Origin of the sequence: Litorivita pollutaquae, from assembly GCF_003205515.1 — a bacterium.
GTDB lineage: Bacteria > Pseudomonadota > Alphaproteobacteria > Rhodobacterales > Rhodobacteraceae > Litorivita > Litorivita pollutaquae.
In genome coordinates this window covers 170184-188858 of sequence record NZ_KZ826483.1, presented here as the reverse complement: position 1 = coordinate 188858, position 18675 = coordinate 170184, and the positions used below count along the sequence as shown (strand labels likewise).

Here is an 18675-nt window from a genome sequence, read left to right as displayed (position 1 = left end):
CGGGCGCCCCAATGGGACGCCCGAGATTGCTATCTCTCATGATCAATCGAGAGGGTTGTCCATTCGGACCTTGAGCACCACGGTGCCGGTCACGTCACGCGACCAGACAAGATTCAGTTGATCGCTGTTAGCCCCCTGCTTGATCTTCACATAGGGCACCTCATGGTGCGAGGTGTTGTTGTTGGTCGCGATCTTGCCCTCGAAGGTCAATCCTTCGACCAGTTTTGCCCAACCGTGGAATGGCAAAAGCGGCGCGCAATCAACCACCCATGTCTGGCTAAGGGTATTTTCCTCATGCCGGAGGGTGAGCGGATTGAATGTCGGGTTCTTGATCGCGTTGAACATATTGCCGGCGAAGGTCACATTCGACAATTGATCATAGCTAAGATCGGCATAGGTCGTATCAACACGCTCGATCTGGTCAATCTTAGTACCGCCCAAAATACGGAACACATTGCCGGTCACATTCAACCCGTTGATATAATGGCCGGGGCCATGCGGTTTGATCACGATAAAGCCGAACCAGCTGGCGACATAGCCCGCAAGGAAGGTGTTGCCCGAAATATTCAATCCCGAGAAACTATATTCGGAATTATAGTCGGGGTCGGGGTCATGTTCATTGGCCCATTCGATAAAACTGTTATCGACATAGTTGCCGGTGATCGTGGCGCGGCAATTGGTCCGCGTCAAAACAATCCCCGCCATCCGCGTGCCTGCCGGTGCGCTGTCCCCTTGGAACCAATGGTTGCCAGTGATCACCGAACTGGACCCCCCGATCACACCAAAATGGCGCATATGCACGGCGCGGTTATTGCGGATTTTCACATCATTGCCGTTGGTGTTAAACCCGATCGATTGGCGTTCTTGGCTAAGCTTGCCGCTTTCATTTGACAGCCATTGACAGCGGTCGATGAGCATCCCCTGACACCCCTCGCCGTGACTGGTGATGCCACGATCCAATGGCTTCGTGAAGAAGCAGTCCCGGAAGTGATAAATCAAACCTGCAGGCGACAAGAGCACCGCGCTCGCAACACCCGAGCATTGAAACTCGACATTCGAGATCGTCAACTTATCGAGATAGTCGAAACCGCTGAAATCAAGGATGTATTTGAACCGCTTGAAGGTAAACGTCTGGGTGCCATCCGCATCAAAGAAGGGAGCCGAAAGCTCGATCTCTTGCGCCGCCACATTTTTAGAGCGCACATAGACTTCGCGCCCGACGCCATTGCCCTCGATCAATGATCCGACCGGAATATTGGCCACATTCACCACATTCGTCAGCCGTTTCGGATCGGAACGATTATAGCTGGCCTGAGAGGTGTAAACATCCGTCTCCCAATTCGTCGTCCCTTCGGCAATCAACTGGCCGTTGTGAATATGACGGCGCTGCGCATAGGAGTTTTTGTTGGCGACCGCCGCTTGCATATCGATCGGCGCGGAAAACGATAGGCGCCGCCCGTCCAGATCAAGCGATTCATGTCCCGAGTTGTTTATCAAAGCCTGGAACGCCTTTTTAAACGCCAATTCCTCGCTGCCAAACGCATCGATATATGTCGAGATGCTGTAATCTTTGGTGGTCGAGAAAATCTTGTCGTCCGGCATAGTGATCGTGCCTTCGAACTCAACATGGTTCTCGAAGGTCATGCTATCGGCAAGGTAGTAAGTGCCCGCCGGCACCAGCACACGCCGCCCGTTCGCAGCATCATCGGCGGCCTCGAACGCGGGCTGGTCATCGGTCGTTCCATCACCAACCGCGCCGAAATCGCGCACATCGACCCAATTCATCATATCACGCAGGAACACCGAGGTGACATCTTCGATAACGATATCGTCGATCCGCACGATTGATCCGACGTTCCCGACAAGGTCCAAACCGAAATGCCCGTAAAGCGGCACGCTGCCCCAAACCATATCAACACCGGTGCGCTGCCCCGATCCGATAATTGCAGAGACTTCAAAAACCTTGCCGTAGCTATCCAGCGTCGTTGCCGGACCGGTCTCAAGCAGGCCGCCGACATGGCTACCACCCGCCCCACCGGCCCAACCGGCGATGCGCACATCGGGCAACGCGCCGCTGACCACTTTGACCCGCGCCGTCACCCGCAGATAACATCCCGGCAACATCGGCGTTTCGCCCATATAACGCAGCTTGGTTGTGCTGGAGATGGTTTGAACCTCAAGACAGCCGCCGAAATCCTGATCTGCTGGCACAAAAGCCGCATTGGCCGCGTTGTCATAAGTATCCGAACCGGGGGTGCCATTGCCGCTCGACCAAACGTCGAGTCCCACCGAAAATTCGGGCGGCATAAACACCACCCCATCCGTAATCGCCTTGTTCATCCAAGTCCCTTTCCACATGGGCGCAGCCCCCGCGCCAAACGCGGGGCCCTGCGGCCAATGCTCGATTGTCACATGTCTCGCCAAACCGGGGCTGACCCGATGTGCAAAGAGGTATCAACGCCAAGTTAACGAAGCCTCAGACCACCGTGACGGTGCCTTCGCGCACCCTCGGGCACTTAAAGCAATGCCTTGAAAACAATGTATTTATGAGGCCATATCAAGCATAGGATGGATATCTGCATGAGTAACGGGTCGCGCAGAGTTGGGCGCGATCAGATGATACACGCACCGATACAAACTTCCGCTTACACGATCAGGGCGCCGTGCTCGCCCTGCATCAGGCCCCGCTTTTTCTGCGGATCAGTGGCATGGATCACCGTCCCACCCCATGTGCCCGCAATACTCCGGCACAACAGAAGAGGGCTGCAATCGGGGCTGGCACAGGTGGACGCCGCCCTCATACAGCCCGCTCACACGGCCTTGATCTTGCACGGGGCGACATCGCGACGTGCCGCTGCGCTTCTGAGCACGGCGCCAAGTTGCCACAGCGCAGTCGGGCAAATCCAACAGACCATACAACCCGCCGTGCGCGGCGCGGGACAGTGCACCCTAAGGGATGTGCTATCCTTGGATGGCCGAACTACGGCCCCTAAGCCCCAAAATCAAAAACCTTTGGCTCAGCCGAGCTTTCCATCCAGTCCGTCTTTGATCAACTGCACGGTCTCGGGCGCGCCATAGAGCGCGGCAAAGCTGCCAAAACGCGGGCCTTGGGAGGCGCCAAGCAGCACCTCGTAGAGTGCCTTGAACCAATCACGCAAGTTCTCGAACCCGTGGTTCTTGCCCACCGCAAACACCACCGACTGCAAGAAGTCGCCATCGGTAAAATCCGCTTCCGGGAGTGGATCGTCATTGCCCATTGCGGCGTTCTTGCGTGCGATCTGATCCAAAGCCGCATCTGCATCCTGAAACGCGGTAGCAAGGTCCGCCAGCGCAGCCCGCTCTTGATCCGTTGGGGCGCGGAAAACCTTGGAAGGTTTCACAAAATCATTGTAGTAGCGCACCGCATAACCCGCCGCTGCATCCAGATCCGCATGGGTTTCGGCGCTGGCTTCGGGAGCGTAGCGTTGGATATAACCCCAAAGCTGGTCTTTCTGCTCGGCACCGGCCACCGAGGCGAGGTTCAAGAGCATCGAGTATGGCACAACCATTTGGCTTTGCGGCACATCGCCGCCGTGAATATGCCAAACCGGGTTATTTACCCGCGCTTTGGCATCTTGGCCCGCATAGGCCCGCAATTGTTGATGATACTCGTCCATCGCCTTGGGGATCACGTCAAAATACATCCGCTTGGCGGTTTTGGGCTTTTGATACATGAAATAAGACAGGCTTTCGGCGCTGGCATAGGTCAACCATTCATCAATCGACAACCCGTTCCCTTTGGATTTCGAGATTTTCTCGCCATTCTCGTCAAGGAACAGTTCATAGGTGAAATGCTCTGGCGGGCGTTGGCCAAGAATGCGGCAAATGTTGTCATAAATCGGCGTATTGGTGCTGTGATCCTTGCCATACATTTCGAAATCGACGCCCAATGCCGCCCAGCGCGCGCCAAAATCCGGCTTCCATTGCAATTTCACATTGCCGCCGGTGACCGGCAGCGTCCATTCGCGGCCATCCTCATCATCAAAACTGATGGTGTAATCATCGCGGTTCACCGATTTCATCGGCACATACATCACGCGGCCGGTTTCGGGATGGATCGGCAGGAAGATCGAATAGGTCTGGCGGCGCTCTTCACGCAGGGATTTAAGCATCACCGCCATGATCTCATCATATTTATCTACGGCGCGGCGCAGCACCTCGTCAAACTGCCCCGAACCATAAAATTCCGTGGCCGAATAAAACTCATAGTCGAACCCAAAGGTATCGAGGAACCGGCGCAGCATGGCGTTATTATGCCCGCCAAAACTGTCAAATTCACCAAAAGGATCGGGCACCGAGGTCAGCGGTTTTTGCAAATGCTCGGCCAACGCCTCGGGGTTGGGCACATTTTCGGGCACTTTTCGCATTCCGTCCAGATCGTCGGAAAAACAGATAAGCCGCGTCGGGATGTCGGAAATTTCCTCAAAGGCACGGCGGATCATCGTCGTCCGCGCCACTTCGCCAAAGGTGCCGATATGCGGCAACCCCGAGGGGCCATATCCAGTTTCAAATAAAACATATCCCTTCTCGGGCGGCTGTTTTTCATACCGTTTGAGCAGGCGGCGCGCCTCTTCGAAGGGCCAAGCTTTCGAGGTAAGGGCGGCGTCGCGCAGATCAGACATATCAAACTCCGGATGGGATCGCGCCGCACCCAATGCGCGGCAGACCGCCACTCCCTATTGCGGCGCGGCGGCGCAGTCAATATTCTGCACTGCAACAGAGCTGTTTCATAAGGATATCCCCGTGACCGAACAGATCCCCCATTCCCTCACCCCACAAGATTGCCTCGTCGCTATCATGATCGCGGTTTCCGCCTCTGACGAGAATATCCGCACGGCGGAATTGGTCAAAATAGAAGGTGCGGTGAATAACCTGCCGATTTTCGCCAATTACGATCTCGACCGGATGAATGTCATGGCGCAAACCGTCTTCGATCTGTTTGGCGAGGAAGAAGGGCTTGATGCGCTGTTTGGCCTGATCCGTGACAACCTGCCGACACATCTGTTTGAAACGGCTTATGCTTTGGCCTGTGATGTGGCCGCCGCCGATGGCACGTTGCAAGAAACCGAACTGCGCCTGCTCGAAGAAATTCGCTACGAACTTGATCTCGACCGGCTCCATGCCGCAGCGATTGAACGCGGCGCACGAGCGCGACATTTGGCCGGATAGCGCGGGCTGATCCCGTCCCACGTGGGACGCCACCTAAAAAATAGTGGAACTTTCTGTGCGCCCGGCACGTTGTTTGGTCAGAACGCTCTCGACAAAGAGCAAAACAATACAAAGGGCATTCACCATGGAATATGGTCTTATTGGACTTCTCGTTTTGATCGCCGACCTCTATGCGATCTATGCTGTTTTGACCTCTGGCGCCTCTGGCGCAGCCAAAATCGTCTGGACTCTCGCAATCCTGCTTCTGCCAGTTCTGGGCTTCATCGCTTGGCTGGTGGCCGGTCCACGTGGCGGCCGTGCAGCGGTTTAACCCATCCCGCACGCGGCGACGGCCCCCGCAGCATAACAAAACAATCGAGAAAGGGCGCATCACCTGCGCCCTTTCGCACGTGTTTGCCCCGCAGCTAACTGCCGTAAAGCGTGCCCCAGCGTTCGATCAATTTTTGCTGCAACCGCTTTGATCGCTTGTTCCATGCGCCGCCACCTTGCGGGCGTTCGCGGTCTTTGCGCGCAATGCGTGCCCGCGCATCCTCATCAGCCGTGAAAATAACAAAGGCCAATTCGGTGCCATCCGGTCCGGTCATATAGCCGGCCAAAGCCGAAACAAAATTGAGAGTTCCGGTTTTGGCACGCACTTTGACCGGATGGGCGCTGTTCACCTTGCCGTTGTTGTGACGCATCGCGACGGGTTTCAATATCGTTGACAGGACCGTGGTTTTGCGCGCTGCGTTCAACGCCCGCACCAGATCTCCCGCCTGCACCCGCGATGCCGCACCCAATCCCGAATGATCGACCAATTTTGCCCGCGGCATCCCCAACGCCCCCTCGGCCCAGCGCGCCATCGCATTGGCAGAGGCGGAAATCGATACCGCGCGCCCATCGCGTGCGACCGTCGCGGCCAACCCGCACATCTCTGCGGTCAGGTTATTGGAATATTTCAACATATCTCGCAATATCACCCGCAGCTCGGCGCTTTGTACCTGAGCGATCACCGTGCCTTTGGGAAGAGATTTCGTCACCGCCGGCGCAGGCAATGTGACACCTTTTGCATGCGCCAGCGCCCGCAACACCTCGCCTGCGTAAATTTCGGGTTTGCGCACCGGAAGCCAACGCGATCCCCTCGTGCCCAGCGCCGCGCTGGCCACGGTCCAGTCATCCCGCCCGCCGCCATCCTTATAGGTAAAGAGAGGCGCGGCGCGATTGACCACACGCACCCGCGCCATGGTCACCGCAGGACGCTGTGTTTTCGAGCGCGCATCCATCGCCACGCCATAAGAATTGCCATCGCGTCGCCATTCGAAATGCACGCGATTATAATTTAATGCCAGACCGCTGATCGCGGGATTATACCCGACATGATCCGGTTGGCCTTTGTCGATTTCACGTTGATAGGGCAATGCACCACCAAAAACGTGAAGTCGCCCCGTGATCCGCGTCACACCAGCGGCCTTTAATTGCGTCACCAGATCGGCCAGTGCATCAGTGTCGAGCGTTGGATCGCCGCCGCCAAGCAACACCAGATCACCTTGCAGCACGCCGCCCGAAATCGGTCCCGTTGCCGCAAGCCGGGTTTTGAACCGATAGGCCTCTCCCAAAGCCTCGAGCGCATAGAGCGCGGTAATCGTTTTCATCACGCTCGCAGGCGGCAGACCCACGGCGGAATCGCGGCTTTCCAATAATAATCCGCTGTCTACATGCGCCACCGCATAGGCCACCCGCCCCCGCAAGCCGGATGCATTGATCAGTTCCTCAGCGCCGCCAACAAGGCGTTTGTGGAAATCATGCGGACGGGCTTTGGGGTGCAGGGACACGGCCGGCGCGCCGGCCCAGAGCGCGCCGCTGCCCATCGCCGTAAATGTGGCCGCACTGGCAAACAACGCCGAGCCGCCGCGCAAAAATGCACGCCGTGATGCTCGTCTCTGTGTCCCGTCGTTCATGCCTCATTCCTACCGATAAACCCATCATCGTGACAAGCGTGCTGCCCGGCCTGCTGTCGCAGGCCTGAAAAATCATAGCCCAGCCCTCGGTTACTGCACGCTCAACTTATCCGCACATAGGGCTGTCCCGACAACCAATCCCCAATCAACTTGTGCGCCATGAAAATATTGCTAACAAGACCCCATGCGCGCCGCAGTTTTCCTCATCCTCACAGCCATGACGTTGATTCCGCTCGGGGACAGCGCCGGTAAAGTATTAAGCGCGCACATGGGGGTCTCCTCCTATTTTGTTGCCGGCTCGCGGTTTGCGATCGGGGCCATCGTGGCGATTGTGATATTTGGCACGCAAGGCTTGCGGCTCTTGAGCAACTGGCGGGTTTGGCTACGCGCCTTGCCATTGGTGGTCGGAATCAACGCTATTTTGATTGCGCTCAGCACCGCGCCCTTTGCGAATGTCTTTGCAGCGTTCTTCATCGGCCCGCTGCTTAGCTACGTCTTCTCGGCGTGGCTTTTGCGCGAACCCGTCTCGCGGATGCAAAGCCTGTTGATTGCCGCAGGCTTTATCGGCGTGTTGATCGTGGTGCGTCCCGGTCCTGACATGAACGTGGGCATGGGATGGGCGGCGCTTGCCGGTATAAGCTATGGGCTCTATCTGACCACAGCACGATGGCTGTCGACGCTGGCGCCCGCGCGCGACCTTTTAACCTCGCAATTGGTGATCGGGGCCATGTTGACCGCCCCCGTCGCATGGCTCCACCTGCCCGCGCCCGAACTGCAAATTATCCCGCCAATTCTGATCAGCGCCCTTGGCTCGATGATCGGCAATCTGCTGTTGCTTACCGCCTACAGCATGGCCCCCGCCACCCGTCTTGCCCCCTTGATCTATTTTCAATTGGTCAGCGCCACAGTCCTTGGCTATGCGGTTTTTGGCGATATTCCTGACGGGTGGAGCTTTGCCGGATTGGGATTGGTGCTTGTTGCCGGACTGTGGTCCGCCTCTTTGGGGAACCGTAGGGCACGCGGCTAATCCGTGGCAGAGGCCCCATTGGCCCAACCGCCCGCTGCGCGGATTTCGGTCGACGAGACGTCCTTCATCGCGACATTGACGAAACACCACGCCGGAGCGACAGATTGCGCCAGCAACCGGCTTTCTCGTCCCCTTAAACGGGCAAACTGGTAGGTTTTGGCCGCGACAGAGCCACGCGCGGCGGCCCGATCCCCGGGCCGTGCCAGCACCCCGATGGGAACATGATCGAAAATCCAGCGCCAATCCTGCCATTGATCAACCTGCGCCAGATTATCCGCCCCCATCAACCAGACAAACCGCAAATCAGGCCGCACCGCTTGCAAGGTCTGCAAGGTTTGCGCGGTATAGCGCGTGCCAATGGCACATTCGATATCCGTAACCGCAACACGCGGATGCTGCATCACTTGACGCGCCCGTTGCATCCTTTTGGACAATGGTGCGGGACCTGTTTGCTTTAACGGATTGCCCGGGCTGACCAACCACCAAACTTGATCCAGGTCGAACCGGCGCAGCGCCTCACGGGTGATATGGGCATGCCCCTCATGCGCCGGATCAAAGGAACCACCCAAAAGCCCGATCACCTGCCCCGGTGCGGCGCGCGGCAAAAGCGCGCGCAAACTGCGCACCCGCAAACCGGTCTCATCTTCCGTTCTCGTCTTGTCCTGCGCCATATGGGCCCTCATGTATTTGCGCCACGCCAAGAGCGGCAAAGCCCATAAGCTGTTCCAGCAACTCAATATATCGAATTTTAAACAGGCGCGACATCAGATTGCCATAAGTTATTAAGGATCTTTCGGCATCAAGGGCGGGTGAATGCAACAGGAACAACGGGTAATACCTTGTCAAATAACGACGCCCAAATACCTACCGTAGAAACATCTGTGGGCGCCAATAGCAATGTCACCGGCCCCTATTCAATGATGATTGCCCACGCGCGTGACGGCATGGTCTTGCAAAACCTCGAAGGTAAAATCCTCGCGGTGAACCCCGCGTATGAAGCGATGTTCGGTTATCGCGCCGATGAATTGATCGGACGCAATCCGTTGGAATTCGCGGTGCCCGAAGATCAACGTCCCGATGCAGAAACCATCGCCGCTTTTCGATACACCCCTGATAGCCCCATATTCGATAGCTATGAAATGATCGAAAACCTGCGTGCGGACGGGACGCGGTTTTGGAACCAACTCAGCTTTGGCATGATCGGCGCCGAGGAAACCGGCAGCGAGCCAATGGTCGTTGTGTCCTGCCGTGATGTCAGTACGCAGGTCAGCACCGAACTCGCCCTGCGAGATGCCAAAACACAAATCGAATACAGTGCCAATCATGACGATCTCACCGGCCTGTCCAACCGCAAGCGGCTGCTTGAATTTCTAAATTCCGACATCATCAGCGCCTTGATGCAACGTGGCTCGGTTGGATTACTGCAAATCGACCTGCATAACTTTAAACAGATCAACGACACGCTTGGTCATGAGGCCGGCGATGCGGTGCTCCGGCAAATCGCAACCCAATTGCGCGGCATCGCAAAAGGCGGCAACCTTGCATGCCGCATCGGCGGCGATGAATTTGTCCTGGTGCTGCTGAATGTGCCCGCGCCCGAAGCTTTGATGATCGCCGCGAAAACGCTTGCGGGGAAATTCAATGAGCCTTTGGTATGGGAGGATCATCCGGTCCATGTTTCGGTTAAAATCGGTGCCAGCATGTCCAGCCCCGATGTCGATGGCGATATGTTGATACAACAAGCCGAGCAAGCGCTTTACCGCGCCAAGGCGATCGGCACCGAACCGGTTTTGCTTTACACTGAGGAACTGGGCCGCACCCTAGTATTACATCAACAGCAAATCGCAGACCTGCGGGTCGCGCTGCTCGAAGATCAATTCGTGGTTTACCTGCAACCGCAATTGAATTTGCGCAGCGGCGAAGTGATCGGGTTTGAGGCGCTCATCCGCTGGAAGCACCCGACCCGCGGCATTCTGGTGCCCGGCGCCTTTTTATCTGCGGCGGAGCAAGCCAACATCCTTGCCGACATCGACTACATCTCGATGAACCATTCGCTCGATGCCCTCGCAAGTCTGCGCCGAGCAGGGTTCGCCGATCTGAAAATGTCGATCAATGTCTCCGGTTCGATTCTCGGGGATATCAACTACCCGAACCTGCTCGATTGGGCGATCCAGTCGCGTGATATTCCGGTGGAAAGCATCTGCGTCGAAATTCTGGAAACCACGATTTTGGAAAACGGGGATATGGATATTTCCAACGCCGTTGAAAAGCTCTCCAATATGGGGATCGAAGTGGCTCTGGATGATTTTGGCACCGGTTACGCAGGCTTGGCCCATATGGCCAAGCTCAAGGTCGATACGATCAAGCTCGACCGTTCGATGATCATGCGCCTCGACCGGGATCCACGAAACAAAACCATCATCCGCGCGATCACCGAACTTTGCGCAGATCTTGGGGTCAATGTTGTTGCTGAGGGCGTCGAAACCCAAGAACAACTCGACCTGCTGTATCAGATCAACTGCCCTGTGATCCAAGGCTACGGCCTCGCACGGCCCATGCCCTTGGCCGATGTCGAAGGCTGGCTGCGCGATTTCATTGCCTCCGGAAACCGGTTGCAAATGCCCGAACGCCGCGAAAGCCAACTGCTGCGCCTCAAACGCTAGGCCCGGCAGGCATCTCTGCTCTGTATCTCCAACACAAAATCGCACGGGTTTCGGCCTCCACGAAAGAGGGCCAGACCTGTAATTGACCGCCCAAAACCCCGCCCCGAACTTCACCGAGTTTGAGAGTAAGGCTTTGAAAGCAAATGCGCCCTTGATCGCGCGGAGGAAGGCGCAATTGCGCCCGACCCGTTCGACAACTTCTCGCTCCCTGCCTAACACCAATTGCCCTCACGCGCACATCACGATAGACCGCTGCAAATCCCTTTTCTCTAAGGAGCGATCTCATGGCGGCCTATCAATACGTCTATCACATGTCCGGGGTTTCAAAGACCTACCCGGGCGGCAAGAAGTGTTTTGAAAATATTCATTTGAACTTCCTTCCGGGGGTGAAAATCGGCGTGGTTGGCGTCAACGGCGCGGGTAAATCCACCCTCTTGAAGATCATGGCCGGATGGGACAAAGATTTCCAAGGCGAGGCGTGGCACGCCGAAGGCGCCAAGGTCGGCTATCTTCCTCAGGAACCGGAACTGGACCCATCCCTGGACGTGCGCGGCAACGTCATGCTGGGCGTGAAAGAGAAAAAAGATATTCTCGACCGCTATAATGATCTGGCGATGAACTACTCGGATGAGACCGCCGACGAGATGGCCAAATTACAAGACGAGATCGACGCGCAAAACCTGTGGGATCTCGATAGCCAGGTCGATATCTCTCTCGAAGCCCTGCGCTGCCCTCCCGATGACGCTGACGTCACCACGCTTTCGGGCGGTGAAAAACGCCGCGTGGCGCTGTGCAAACTGTTGCTCGAAGCCCCCGACATGCTGTTGCTCGACGAACCGACCAACCACCTCGACGCCGAAACGATCGCTTGGTTGCAACAACATTTGATCGATTACAAGGGCACGATTCTGGTCGTCACCCACGACCGCTATTTCCTCGATGACATTACCGGATGGATCCTTGAACTCGACCGCGGGCGCGGCATCCCCTACGAAGGTAATTATTCCGCCTGGCTGGAACAAAAAGCCAAACGGCTGGAGCAAGAAGCGCGCGAAGACAAGTCCAAGCAAAAGACGCTGGAGCGCGAATTGGAATGGATGCGCCAGTCGCCCAAAGCCCGTCAGGCCAAATCCAAAGCGCGGATCAACTCGTATAATGAGATGGCCAACCAGTCGGAGCGCGAGAAACTGTCGCGCGCTCAAATCATCATTCCCAATGGTCCACGCCTTGGCAACAAGGTGATCGAGGTCAAAGGGTTGAAAAAGGCAATGGGCGATAAGCTTTTGGTCGAGAACCTTGATTTTTCCTTGCCGCCCGGCGGTATTGTCGGCGTCATCGGCCCCAACGGCGCGGGTAAAACCACGCTGTTCCGGATGCTCACCGGCCAAGAACAACCCGACGAGGGCACGGTCGAATACGGCGATACGGTCAAGCTCAGCTATGTCGATCAAAACCGCGACGATCTGGACCCCAATGCCAATGTTTGGGAGGCCATCGCCGACGGGCTGGATATTATCAAACTGGGCGATGCGGATGTGAACGCGCGCGCCTATTGCTCGGCCTTTAACTTCAAGGGCGGCGACCAGCAAAAGAAAGTCTCGCTTTTGTCAGGCGGTGAACGCAACCGCGTGCATATGGCGCGACTGCTGCGCGAGGGCGGCAACGTGTTGCTGCTCGATGAACCGACCAACGATCTTGATGTCGAAACATTGCGCGCGCTTGAAGATGCGCTTGTTGATTTTGCCGGCTGCGCCGTGGTCATTTCGCACGACCGCTTCTTCCTCGACCGGATTTGCACCCATATTCTCGCCTTTGAAGGCGATGCCCATGTGGAATGGTTCGAAGGCAATTTCGAAGATTATGAAGAGGACAAAAAGCGCCGCCTTGGTGCCGATGCCTTGGAACCCAAGCGCCTCAAGCACAAGAAGTTTACACGTTAACGCCCCGCGCCTGACAGCTGCATTGCCCGACTGTGACCGCCCCCCGTTTGGGTCGGTCACAGCATCCCCAACCGATTCTTATTGTCTTTCAGGTCGGTCAGAATAGAGGCATAGACCCCATTGCCCTGTGCAAGCTTACATCAATTCGGCAAAATCATACGGCAAAAGCCGCAAAAGGCAAAATTCTACCCATAAAACGTTTGACCTGATGCCTGAGGTTAGTATCTCATCCCTTTAGGACATCATGTGTTGTGGGTTCAGGCATGAGTTTCGTCACCCCGACACTTTAGTAAAGGATACAACTATGAAAAAAGTTATCGCACTTGCCTTCGCCGCCGGCCTTGCTGCCGCTGCTCCTGCAAATGCCCAATCCCTTGGCCTGACCGGCTTTGGCGGTCTGGGTGCCGGCGCATCAATCGGTGCCGTCATCACTGGCGCCATGGTCACAGTCATCGTTGGGCAAGCTATTGCCGACTCCGACTCCTCGACGACAACACAGTAATCCAACGGATCCGCTCTGGCGGACGTAGGATGGAATTTGGCTACGGCCTGAAAGCCGGCGATGAAAATCGTCGGTTTTTTAACATTTAGAATCTTAACCTTTCTTACCACATCGATTTACGATCCGTTAACTCCTACCCCATAGGCTCATTAACGGGTGTTAATTGGAGCGGTGAAATGGCGATTATCTCTATCTTGTTCGGTGCGGTGCTGAGCACAGTAAGCGTATCCATTGCGGGCTTTGGTTTTGGGGCCAGTTGGAACAGTTTGGCGCTGATATGGCTTTGCACGGCAGTGCTGCTTCCGATGCTGATGATCACCGGATATGCCCTGCGCGCACCACGGAACATTCTGGACAAAGACGACCTGCCGTTGTCGCAGGCGGCGACCGGGCATTAAGCCCGCCAGCTTAAAGATTGGCCTTCACCCACTGCGAAATCTCTGCCGCCGGCATCGCGCCTGACTGTCGGGCTTTCTCCTTCCCTCCTGCGAAGGCGGCCATCGTCGGAATACCACGGATATTATAGCGCTGTCCTGCGGCGGGTTCGTCCTGTGTATTCAACTTCACAAAGCGCACATCTCCTGCATGCACAGCCGCCGCTTTGGAGAACTCCGGCGCCATCATCCTGCACGGACCGCACCAAGGGGCCCAAAAATCCACAACCAAAGGTAGGTCGTCATTGCGTGCCGCTTTTTGCAAGGTGGTGAAATCCACCTCATGCACTTTGCCGTCTACGAGGAGGCCCCCACAGGTGCCACACTTGGCTGCGGCGGCGGGCTTCCCTGAGGGCACCCTGTTGACCTGCCCACAGTTCAAACAGGTGATTTTTGTTCCCGACATCGACATTCCCCTTAGTCACATTCCTATTATTATATGTTTACATATGCCCAACATTTAAAGGGGTATCGGCGCAAATATCGGCAAAATTCCGCGCATTTCCCCGGCAATATTACTTCATGGAAATTTCACTTGCGTTATAAAATCTTCCCGCCAATATGGAATCCGCGACGTTACCACTATCGACCCTGCTCCTCTATGGTCAGTTCTCGATCTTGCACTGACGAGCCAACCTGCCGCACTTCCGCGGGCAGCGACGACAAGGAGAAACGACGATGGCTACTGGCACCGTCAAATGGTTTAACACCACCAAAGGCTTCGGCTTTATCGCCCCCGATGGCGGCAGCAAAGATGTGTTTGTGCACATTTCCGCTGTGGAACGCTCGGGTCTGACCGGTCTTTCTGACAACCAGAAAGTGACTTTCGACATCGAGCCCGGCCGTGATGGCCGCGAAGCTGCGGTCAATCTCGCTTTGGCTTAAACCTGAACGACACGATTTTGAAACGGGCTCTTTGCGGGCCCGTTTTGCATTTGTGCTACTCGCGCGCCCGCGCCACAAGCTCCAACACCTGTGGTCCCAACACCTCGACAATGCGGGCCACACCCTGCGCCGTGGGGTGTAATCCATCGGCTTGTAGATATGAGGTCAACGGCACGTCCTGCGCGAGACCTTCAAAGAAGTCCGGCATATAAAGCGTGTCATAAGCCTCGGCCAACTCCGGGTAAATCGCGTTGAACTCGGCCTGATACGCCGCACCGTAATTGGCCGGCACCCGCATCCCGACAAGCAAAATTTCAACCTCTGCCCGACGCGCCGACGCCAGCACCGCATCAAGGTTGGCCCGCGATTGCGCCGGATCAATGCCGCGCAGGAAATCATTAGCGCCCAGTTCCACGATCACCGCATCAACGTCCGGCGTCAGGGCCCAATCTATCCGCGCCTTACCGCCCGCTGTGGTGTCGCCGGACACCCCCGCATTGATCACCCGCACATCGCCTGCGTCATGCGCGTCGAGCCATGCGCTCAACTGTGGCACCAACCCATCGCGCTCTGCCAAACCATAGCCTTGGGTCAGGCTGTCACCAAAAGCCAACACATCCAAGGCCTGTGCCCGCGTGCCTATTAACCCGGCGGCCACCATAAACACGCAAAACGTGGCTCCAATCCATCCGCGCGCCTTGCTCCGCGCGCCCAAGCCCCCATATCGTGAAGACATCTTGCGCCCCGCGCGCCGCCCATTGTGAAAGTCCCTGCCGATGACCATTCCCGTGCTCTCCCTAAATGACGTTGCGCTGTCGCTGACTGGCAACGCCGGTGTTGTTGATATCCTTCACGGCATCACTTTGGATGTCCACCGCGGCGAAACCTTGGGGCTGGTTGGCCCTTCCGGATCGGGCAAATCCTCGCTTCTGATGCTCATGGGGGGGCTGGAGCGCGCCACCGGTGGTCGCATAACCGCCCTTGGCCATGATCTCACCGCCATGAACGAGGACGCCCTTGCCCGTCTTCGCCGTGAACATATGGGGGTGGTGTTTCAATCTTTCCACCTGATCCCGACGATGACCGCTCTGGAAAATGTCGCAACCCCACTGGAGTTGGCAGGTGCCCCCGATGCATTTGCCCGCGCCGAGGCCGAATTACAGGCCGTTGGCCTTGGCCACCGCCTTGGCCACTACCCCGCGCAAATGTCCGGCGGCGAACAACAACGCGTGGCGCTGGCCCGCGCCTCGGCCCCGCGCCCCGCGATTCTCTTGGCCGACGAGCCGACCGGAAACCTCGATGAGGCCTCGGGCGCGGCGATCATGGACCTATTGTTTGACCTACGCGACCGCCATGGTGCGACTTTAATTCTGGTTACCCATGCACCGGAATTGGCAGCACGCTGTGACCGCATTTTGCGGCTGCGCGGCGGGCAAATTGAAGCTGATGAAACCGCTGCGGCGCGCGGGCGCGACACCGATGCGGACACCGCCGCCCCCCGCGAGGCCCACACATGAACGCGCGCCGCGCGCCAAAGGGCCGCTTACGTCTCGCAACCCGTCTGGCAGGGCGGGAATTGCGCGGCGGGCTCAAAGGGTTCCGGATCTTTCTTGCCTGCCTCGCACTTGGCGTTGCCGCCATTGCCGCCATTGGCACCGTCCGCGCCAGCATCGAAACCGGTCTGGCCGAAAGCGGTGCGGTGCTCTTGGGCGGTGATGCGCAGATGGAGTTCACCTATCGCTTTGCCACCGAGATCGAGAAACGATGGATGCGCGATGCAGCCACCGCCACATCTGAAATCGTGGATTTCAGGTCCATGGCGGTGCGCGGGGATGGCGACAGCGTCGAACGCGCCCTCACACAGGTCAAAGGCGTCGATGACGCCTACCCGCTGACCGGCAAGGTGTCTCTCGATCCGGCAATGGATTTGGCAACCGCCTTGGCCGGCACCGCCGACCACCCTGGCGCCGTGATGGAACGGGTGTTGATGGACCGTCTCGGCCTCGCGCCCGGCGATCCGTTTCGCTTGGGCACAGGCACCTTTATTCTGATGGCCGCGCTCACCGGCGAGCCGGACAGCGCCTCTGCAGGTTTCAGCCTTGGCCCGCGCACCTTGGTCTTGCGCCCTGATCTTCAGGGGTCCGGCCTTTTGGCAGCGGGGACGTTGTTTTCAACCAAGTATCGGCTGCGCCTGCCCGACGGCACCGACCTTGAGACCCTCAAAACCGAAGCCACGGCGCGGTTTTCAGGTGCCGGAATGCGCTGGCGTGATGCGCGCAACGGCGCGCCGGGGATTGCCCAGTTTGTTGAACGCCTCAGCAGTTTTCTCGTACTTGTCGGCCTCTCGGGACTTGCGGTTGGCGGCATTGGCGTCTCCTCCGCCGTCAGCAGCTACCTCTCTGGCAAGACCGGCGTTATTGCCACGCTGCGCACGCTGGGCGCGGAGCGACGGCTGATTTTCATGATCTATTTCCTGCAAATCGCGGCGCTGTCTGTGTTGGGCATTGCTATCGGTCTTGTGATCGGCGCCGGCGTGCCGCTTCTGCTCGCGCCGATCATCACGGCACAGCTTCCGATCCCCGCCGCCTTTGCTCTCTACCCGATGCCCTTGTTCGAAGCTGCGCTTTACGGCGCGTTGACTGCGCTAATCTTCACCCTCGCGCCGCTGTCGCGGCTCGACGACATCCGCGCTGCGGCTCTGTTTCGCGATGCGTTCGGCGCGGCCCACAAATGGCCCCGCCCCGCGATGATCGCGGTGATTGCCGCACTTCTGGCCGCGCTTATCGGCCTTGCTGCCCTCTTCAGCGGCGCATGGAAATTAACCCTGATCACCGCAGGTGGATTGCTCTTCGCGCTCTGTCTCTTGGCGCTTTGCGCCACATGTATGGCTTGGGCCGCGCGGCATGCGCGCGCACGGGTGCGCCGCGCACCCGCCCTGCGATGGGCCTTGGCCGCGATTGGCGGACGCGGCTCGGATGCGGTGCCCGTCGTGCTCTCCTTGGGCCTTGGCCTGTCGGTTTTGGCCGCCGTCGGACAGATTGACGGCAACCTGCGCGGCGCGATTGCCCGCGATTTACCCGACGAAGCGCCCAGCTATTTCTTTGTCGATATCCAGAAGGACCAAATGGACGGGTTCACCGCCCGCGTCGACGGCGACAAAGGCGTGCGCCGGATGCAAAGCGCGCCGATGCTGCGCGGGGTCATCACCCGCATCAATGACCGCCCCGCCGCAGAGGTCGCAGGCGAGCATTGGGTCGTTCGCGGCGACCGCGGCATCACCTATGCGGGGTCCATGCCCGACGGCACCAAGATCACCGCAGGCACATGGTGGGCCGACGATTATAGCGGTCCGCCGCAGATCAGCTTTGCTGCGCAGGAGGCCGAAGAAATGGGCCTGCACCTTGGCGACACGATGGCGGTGAATATTCTTGGCCGCGAGGTCGAAGCGACGATCACCTCTTTTCGTGAGGTGGATTTTTCCACCGCGGGCATGGGGTTTGTCATGGCGATGAACGAGGCGGCGCTTACGGGCGCACCGCATAGTTTCATCGCAACCGTCTACGCTGACGAGACCGCCGAAGCGCCGCTTTTGCGCGATCTGGCAAAGGCCTATCCCAATATCACCGCGATCCGCGTGCGCGATGCCATTGAACGGGTCTCGACCCTTTTGAATGGTCTTGCAGGGGCGATTTCCTACGGCGCTTTGGCCACTTTGGTCACCGGATTTTTGGTGCTGATCGGGGCGGCGGCCTCTGGGTCCGGCGCCCGGCGGACCGAGGCGGCGATCCTCAAGACTCTCGGTGCCACGCGCGCCCGTATTCTATGGAGCTTTGCTCTGCGCGCTGGTCTGTTGGGCGCGGCCGCGGGTGTCGTCGCATTGGCCGCAGGGTTGACCGGCGGATGGGCGGTGATGCATTTCATCATGGAAAGCGACTTCGAGGTAATCTGGCCCTCGGCCATTGCCATCATCGCGGGCGGCATTGTCGCCACGCTTCTGGCCGCACTCGGATTTGCCTGGGCGCCCCTACAAGCCCGCCCTGCGGGGGTGTTGCGCGCGCGCGCGTAATCCCCGCGCGCGC

16 protein-coding genes are annotated in these 18675 nt (G+C 57.9%); 10 read left to right on the top strand and 6 right to left on the bottom strand.

Features of this window, described 5'->3' with window-relative positions; translation table 11 throughout:
• Nucleotides 1-42 precede the first annotated feature (42 nt).
• Nucleotides 43-2340, bottom strand: coding sequence for a glycosyl hydrolase family 28-related protein (locus DI396_RS07445; protein ID WP_110795783.1), 2298 nt, complete (start codon nt 2338-2340; stop codon nt 43-45).
• Nucleotides 2341-3017: 677 nt separating this feature from the next.
• A complete protein-coding gene (locus DI396_RS07440) occupies nt 3018-4661 on the bottom strand; it encodes a lysine--tRNA ligase (RefSeq protein WP_110795782.1) in 1644 nt (547 codons plus the stop codon).
• Nucleotides 4662-4782: 121 nt separating this feature from the next.
• Between DI396_RS07440 and DI396_RS07435 the strand changes: the two genes are divergently transcribed.
• Entirely contained in the window at nt 4783-5208 is a 426-nt protein-coding gene (locus DI396_RS07435; protein WP_110795564.1) for a tellurite resistance TerB family protein, read from the top strand.
• Nucleotides 5209-5332: 124 nt separating this feature from the next.
• Entirely contained in the window at nt 5333-5518 is a 186-nt protein-coding gene (locus tag DI396_RS07430) for a PLDc N-terminal domain-containing protein (RefSeq protein ID WP_110795563.1), read from the top strand.
• Between the two features lie 94 nt (nt 5519-5612).
• Here the strand turns inward: DI396_RS07430 and dacB are convergent, their stop codons facing one another.
• Nucleotides 5613-7145 (bottom strand): D-alanyl-D-alanine carboxypeptidase/D-alanyl-D-alanine endopeptidase, encoded by a 1533-nt coding sequence (gene dacB / locus DI396_RS07425; RefSeq protein ID WP_110795562.1) that lies wholly within the window; start codon nt 7143-7145, stop codon nt 5613-5615.
• Between the two features lie 184 nt (nt 7146-7329).
• On the opposite strand from dacB, the gene DI396_RS07420 reads away from it, so the two are divergent.
• Nucleotides 7330-8172 carry a DMT family transporter gene (locus DI396_RS07420; RefSeq protein ID WP_110795561.1) on the top strand — a complete coding sequence of 281 codons (843 nt, stop codon included), beginning with the start codon at nt 7330-7332 and terminating at the stop codon, nt 8170-8172.
• Here DI396_RS07420 and DI396_RS07415 read toward each other — a convergent pair.
• The gene (locus tag DI396_RS07415; protein ID WP_110795560.1) at nt 8169-8843 is read right to left on the bottom strand and encodes a nicotinate-nucleotide adenylyltransferase; all 675 of its coding nucleotides are present in this window, start codon (nt 8841-8843) and stop codon (nt 8169-8171) included. The two genes, DI396_RS07420 and DI396_RS07415, sit on opposite strands and share 4 nt — an antisense overlap.
• Nucleotides 8844-9053: 210 nt before the next feature.
• Between DI396_RS07415 and DI396_RS07410 the strand changes: the two genes are divergently transcribed.
• The 4 genes from DI396_RS07410 to DI396_RS07395 all read left to right on the top strand — a co-directional run bounded on the left by DI396_RS07410 (nt 9054) and on the right by DI396_RS07395 (nt 13675).
• Entirely contained in the window at nt 9054-10835 is a 1782-nt protein-coding gene (locus DI396_RS07410) for a putative bifunctional diguanylate cyclase/phosphodiesterase (protein ID WP_110795559.1), read from the top strand.
• A 284-nt stretch (nt 10836-11119) separates the two neighbouring features.
• Nucleotides 11120-12775 carry an energy-dependent translational throttle protein EttA gene (gene ettA, locus DI396_RS07405; protein WP_110795558.1) on the top strand — a complete coding sequence of 552 codons (1656 nt, stop codon included), beginning with the start codon at nt 11120-11122 and terminating at the stop codon, nt 12773-12775.
• A 304-nt stretch (nt 12776-13079) separates the two neighbouring features.
• Nucleotides 13080-13277: a hypothetical protein gene (locus DI396_RS07400; RefSeq protein WP_110795557.1), complete on the top strand. Its 198-nt coding sequence runs from the start codon at nt 13080-13082 to the stop codon at nt 13275-13277.
• Nucleotides 13278-13453: 176 nt separating this feature from the next.
• On the top strand, nt 13454-13675 hold the full coding sequence (locus tag DI396_RS07395) for a hypothetical protein (RefSeq protein ID WP_110795556.1): 222 nt from the start codon (nt 13454-13456) through the stop codon (nt 13673-13675).
• Nucleotides 13676-13685: 10 nt separating this feature from the next.
• On the opposite strand, the gene trxC is transcribed toward DI396_RS07395, so the two are convergent.
• Nucleotides 13686-14117 carry a thioredoxin TrxC gene (trxC, locus tag DI396_RS07390; protein ID WP_110795781.1) on the bottom strand — a complete coding sequence of 144 codons (432 nt, stop codon included), beginning with the start codon at nt 14115-14117 and terminating at the stop codon, nt 13686-13688.
• Nucleotides 14118-14389: 272 nt separating this feature from the next.
• On the opposite strand from trxC, the gene DI396_RS07385 reads away from it, so the two are divergent.
• Nucleotides 14390-14596 carry a cold-shock protein gene (locus DI396_RS07385; RefSeq protein WP_110795555.1) on the top strand — a complete coding sequence of 69 codons (207 nt, stop codon included), beginning with the start codon at nt 14390-14392 and terminating at the stop codon, nt 14594-14596.
• A gap of 55 nt (nt 14597-14651) precedes the next feature.
• Here the strand turns inward: DI396_RS07385 and DI396_RS07380 are convergent, their stop codons facing one another.
• On the bottom strand, nt 14652-15332 hold the full coding sequence (locus DI396_RS07380) for an arylesterase (protein ID WP_110795780.1): 681 nt from the start codon (nt 15330-15332) through the stop codon (nt 14652-14654).
• A gap of 40 nt (nt 15333-15372) precedes the next feature.
• Here DI396_RS07380 and DI396_RS07375 point away from each other — a divergent pair, with 40 nt between their 5' ends.
• Nucleotides 15373-16113 (top strand): ABC transporter ATP-binding protein, encoded by a 741-nt coding sequence (locus tag DI396_RS07375; RefSeq protein WP_110795554.1) that lies wholly within the window; start codon nt 15373-15375, stop codon nt 16111-16113.
• Nucleotides 16110-18662, top strand: a complete 2553-nt coding sequence (locus DI396_RS07370; protein ID WP_110795553.1) for an ABC transporter permease — start codon at nt 16110-16112, stop codon at nt 18660-18662. Before DI396_RS07375 ends, DI396_RS07370 begins: the two co-directional genes overlap by 4 nt.
• The last annotated feature ends 13 nt before the right edge of the window (nt 18663-18675 follow it).

Excerpts from the sequence above, each read along its gene's own strand:
- dacB (WP_110795562.1), bottom strand. The coding sequence starts at position 7,145 with ATGAACGACGGGACACAGAGACGAGCATCACGGCGTGCATTTTTGCGC.
- DI396_RS07445 (WP_110795783.1), bottom strand. The coding sequence starts at position 2,340 with ATGAACAAGGCGATTACGGATGGGGTGGTGTTTATGCCGCCCGAATTT.
- DI396_RS07420 (WP_110795561.1), top strand. The coding sequence starts at position 7,330 with ATGCGCGCCGCAGTTTTCCTCATCCTCACAGCCATGACGTTGATTCCG.
- DI396_RS07415 (WP_110795560.1), bottom strand. The coding sequence starts at position 8,843 with ATGGCGCAGGACAAGACGAGAACGGAAGATGAGACCGGTTTGCGGGTG.
- DI396_RS07370 (WP_110795553.1), top strand. The coding sequence starts at position 16,110 with ATGAACGCGCGCCGCGCGCCAAAGGGCCGCTTACGTCTCGCAACCCGT.
- DI396_RS07395 (WP_110795556.1), top strand. The coding sequence starts at position 13,454 with ATGGCGATTATCTCTATCTTGTTCGGTGCGGTGCTGAGCACAGTAAGC.
- DI396_RS07375 (WP_110795554.1), top strand. The coding sequence starts at position 15,373 with ATGACCATTCCCGTGCTCTCCCTAAATGACGTTGCGCTGTCGCTGACT.
- DI396_RS07430 (WP_110795563.1), top strand. The coding sequence starts at position 5,333 with ATGGAATATGGTCTTATTGGACTTCTCGTTTTGATCGCCGACCTCTAT.
- DI396_RS07440 (WP_110795782.1), bottom strand. The coding sequence starts at position 4,661 with ATGTCTGATCTGCGCGACGCCGCCCTTACCTCGAAAGCTTGGCCCTTC.
- DI396_RS07400 (WP_110795557.1), top strand. The coding sequence starts at position 13,080 with ATGAAAAAAGTTATCGCACTTGCCTTCGCCGCCGGCCTTGCTGCCGCT.
- trxC (WP_110795781.1), bottom strand. The coding sequence starts at position 14,117 with ATGTCGGGAACAAAAATCACCTGTTTGAACTGTGGGCAGGTCAACAGG.
- DI396_RS07385 (WP_110795555.1), top strand. The coding sequence starts at position 14,390 with ATGGCTACTGGCACCGTCAAATGGTTTAACACCACCAAAGGCTTCGGC.
- ettA (WP_110795558.1), top strand. The coding sequence starts at position 11,120 with ATGGCGGCCTATCAATACGTCTATCACATGTCCGGGGTTTCAAAGACC.
- DI396_RS07380 (WP_110795780.1), bottom strand. The coding sequence starts at position 15,332 with ATGTCTTCACGATATGGGGGCTTGGGCGCGCGGAGCAAGGCGCGCGGA.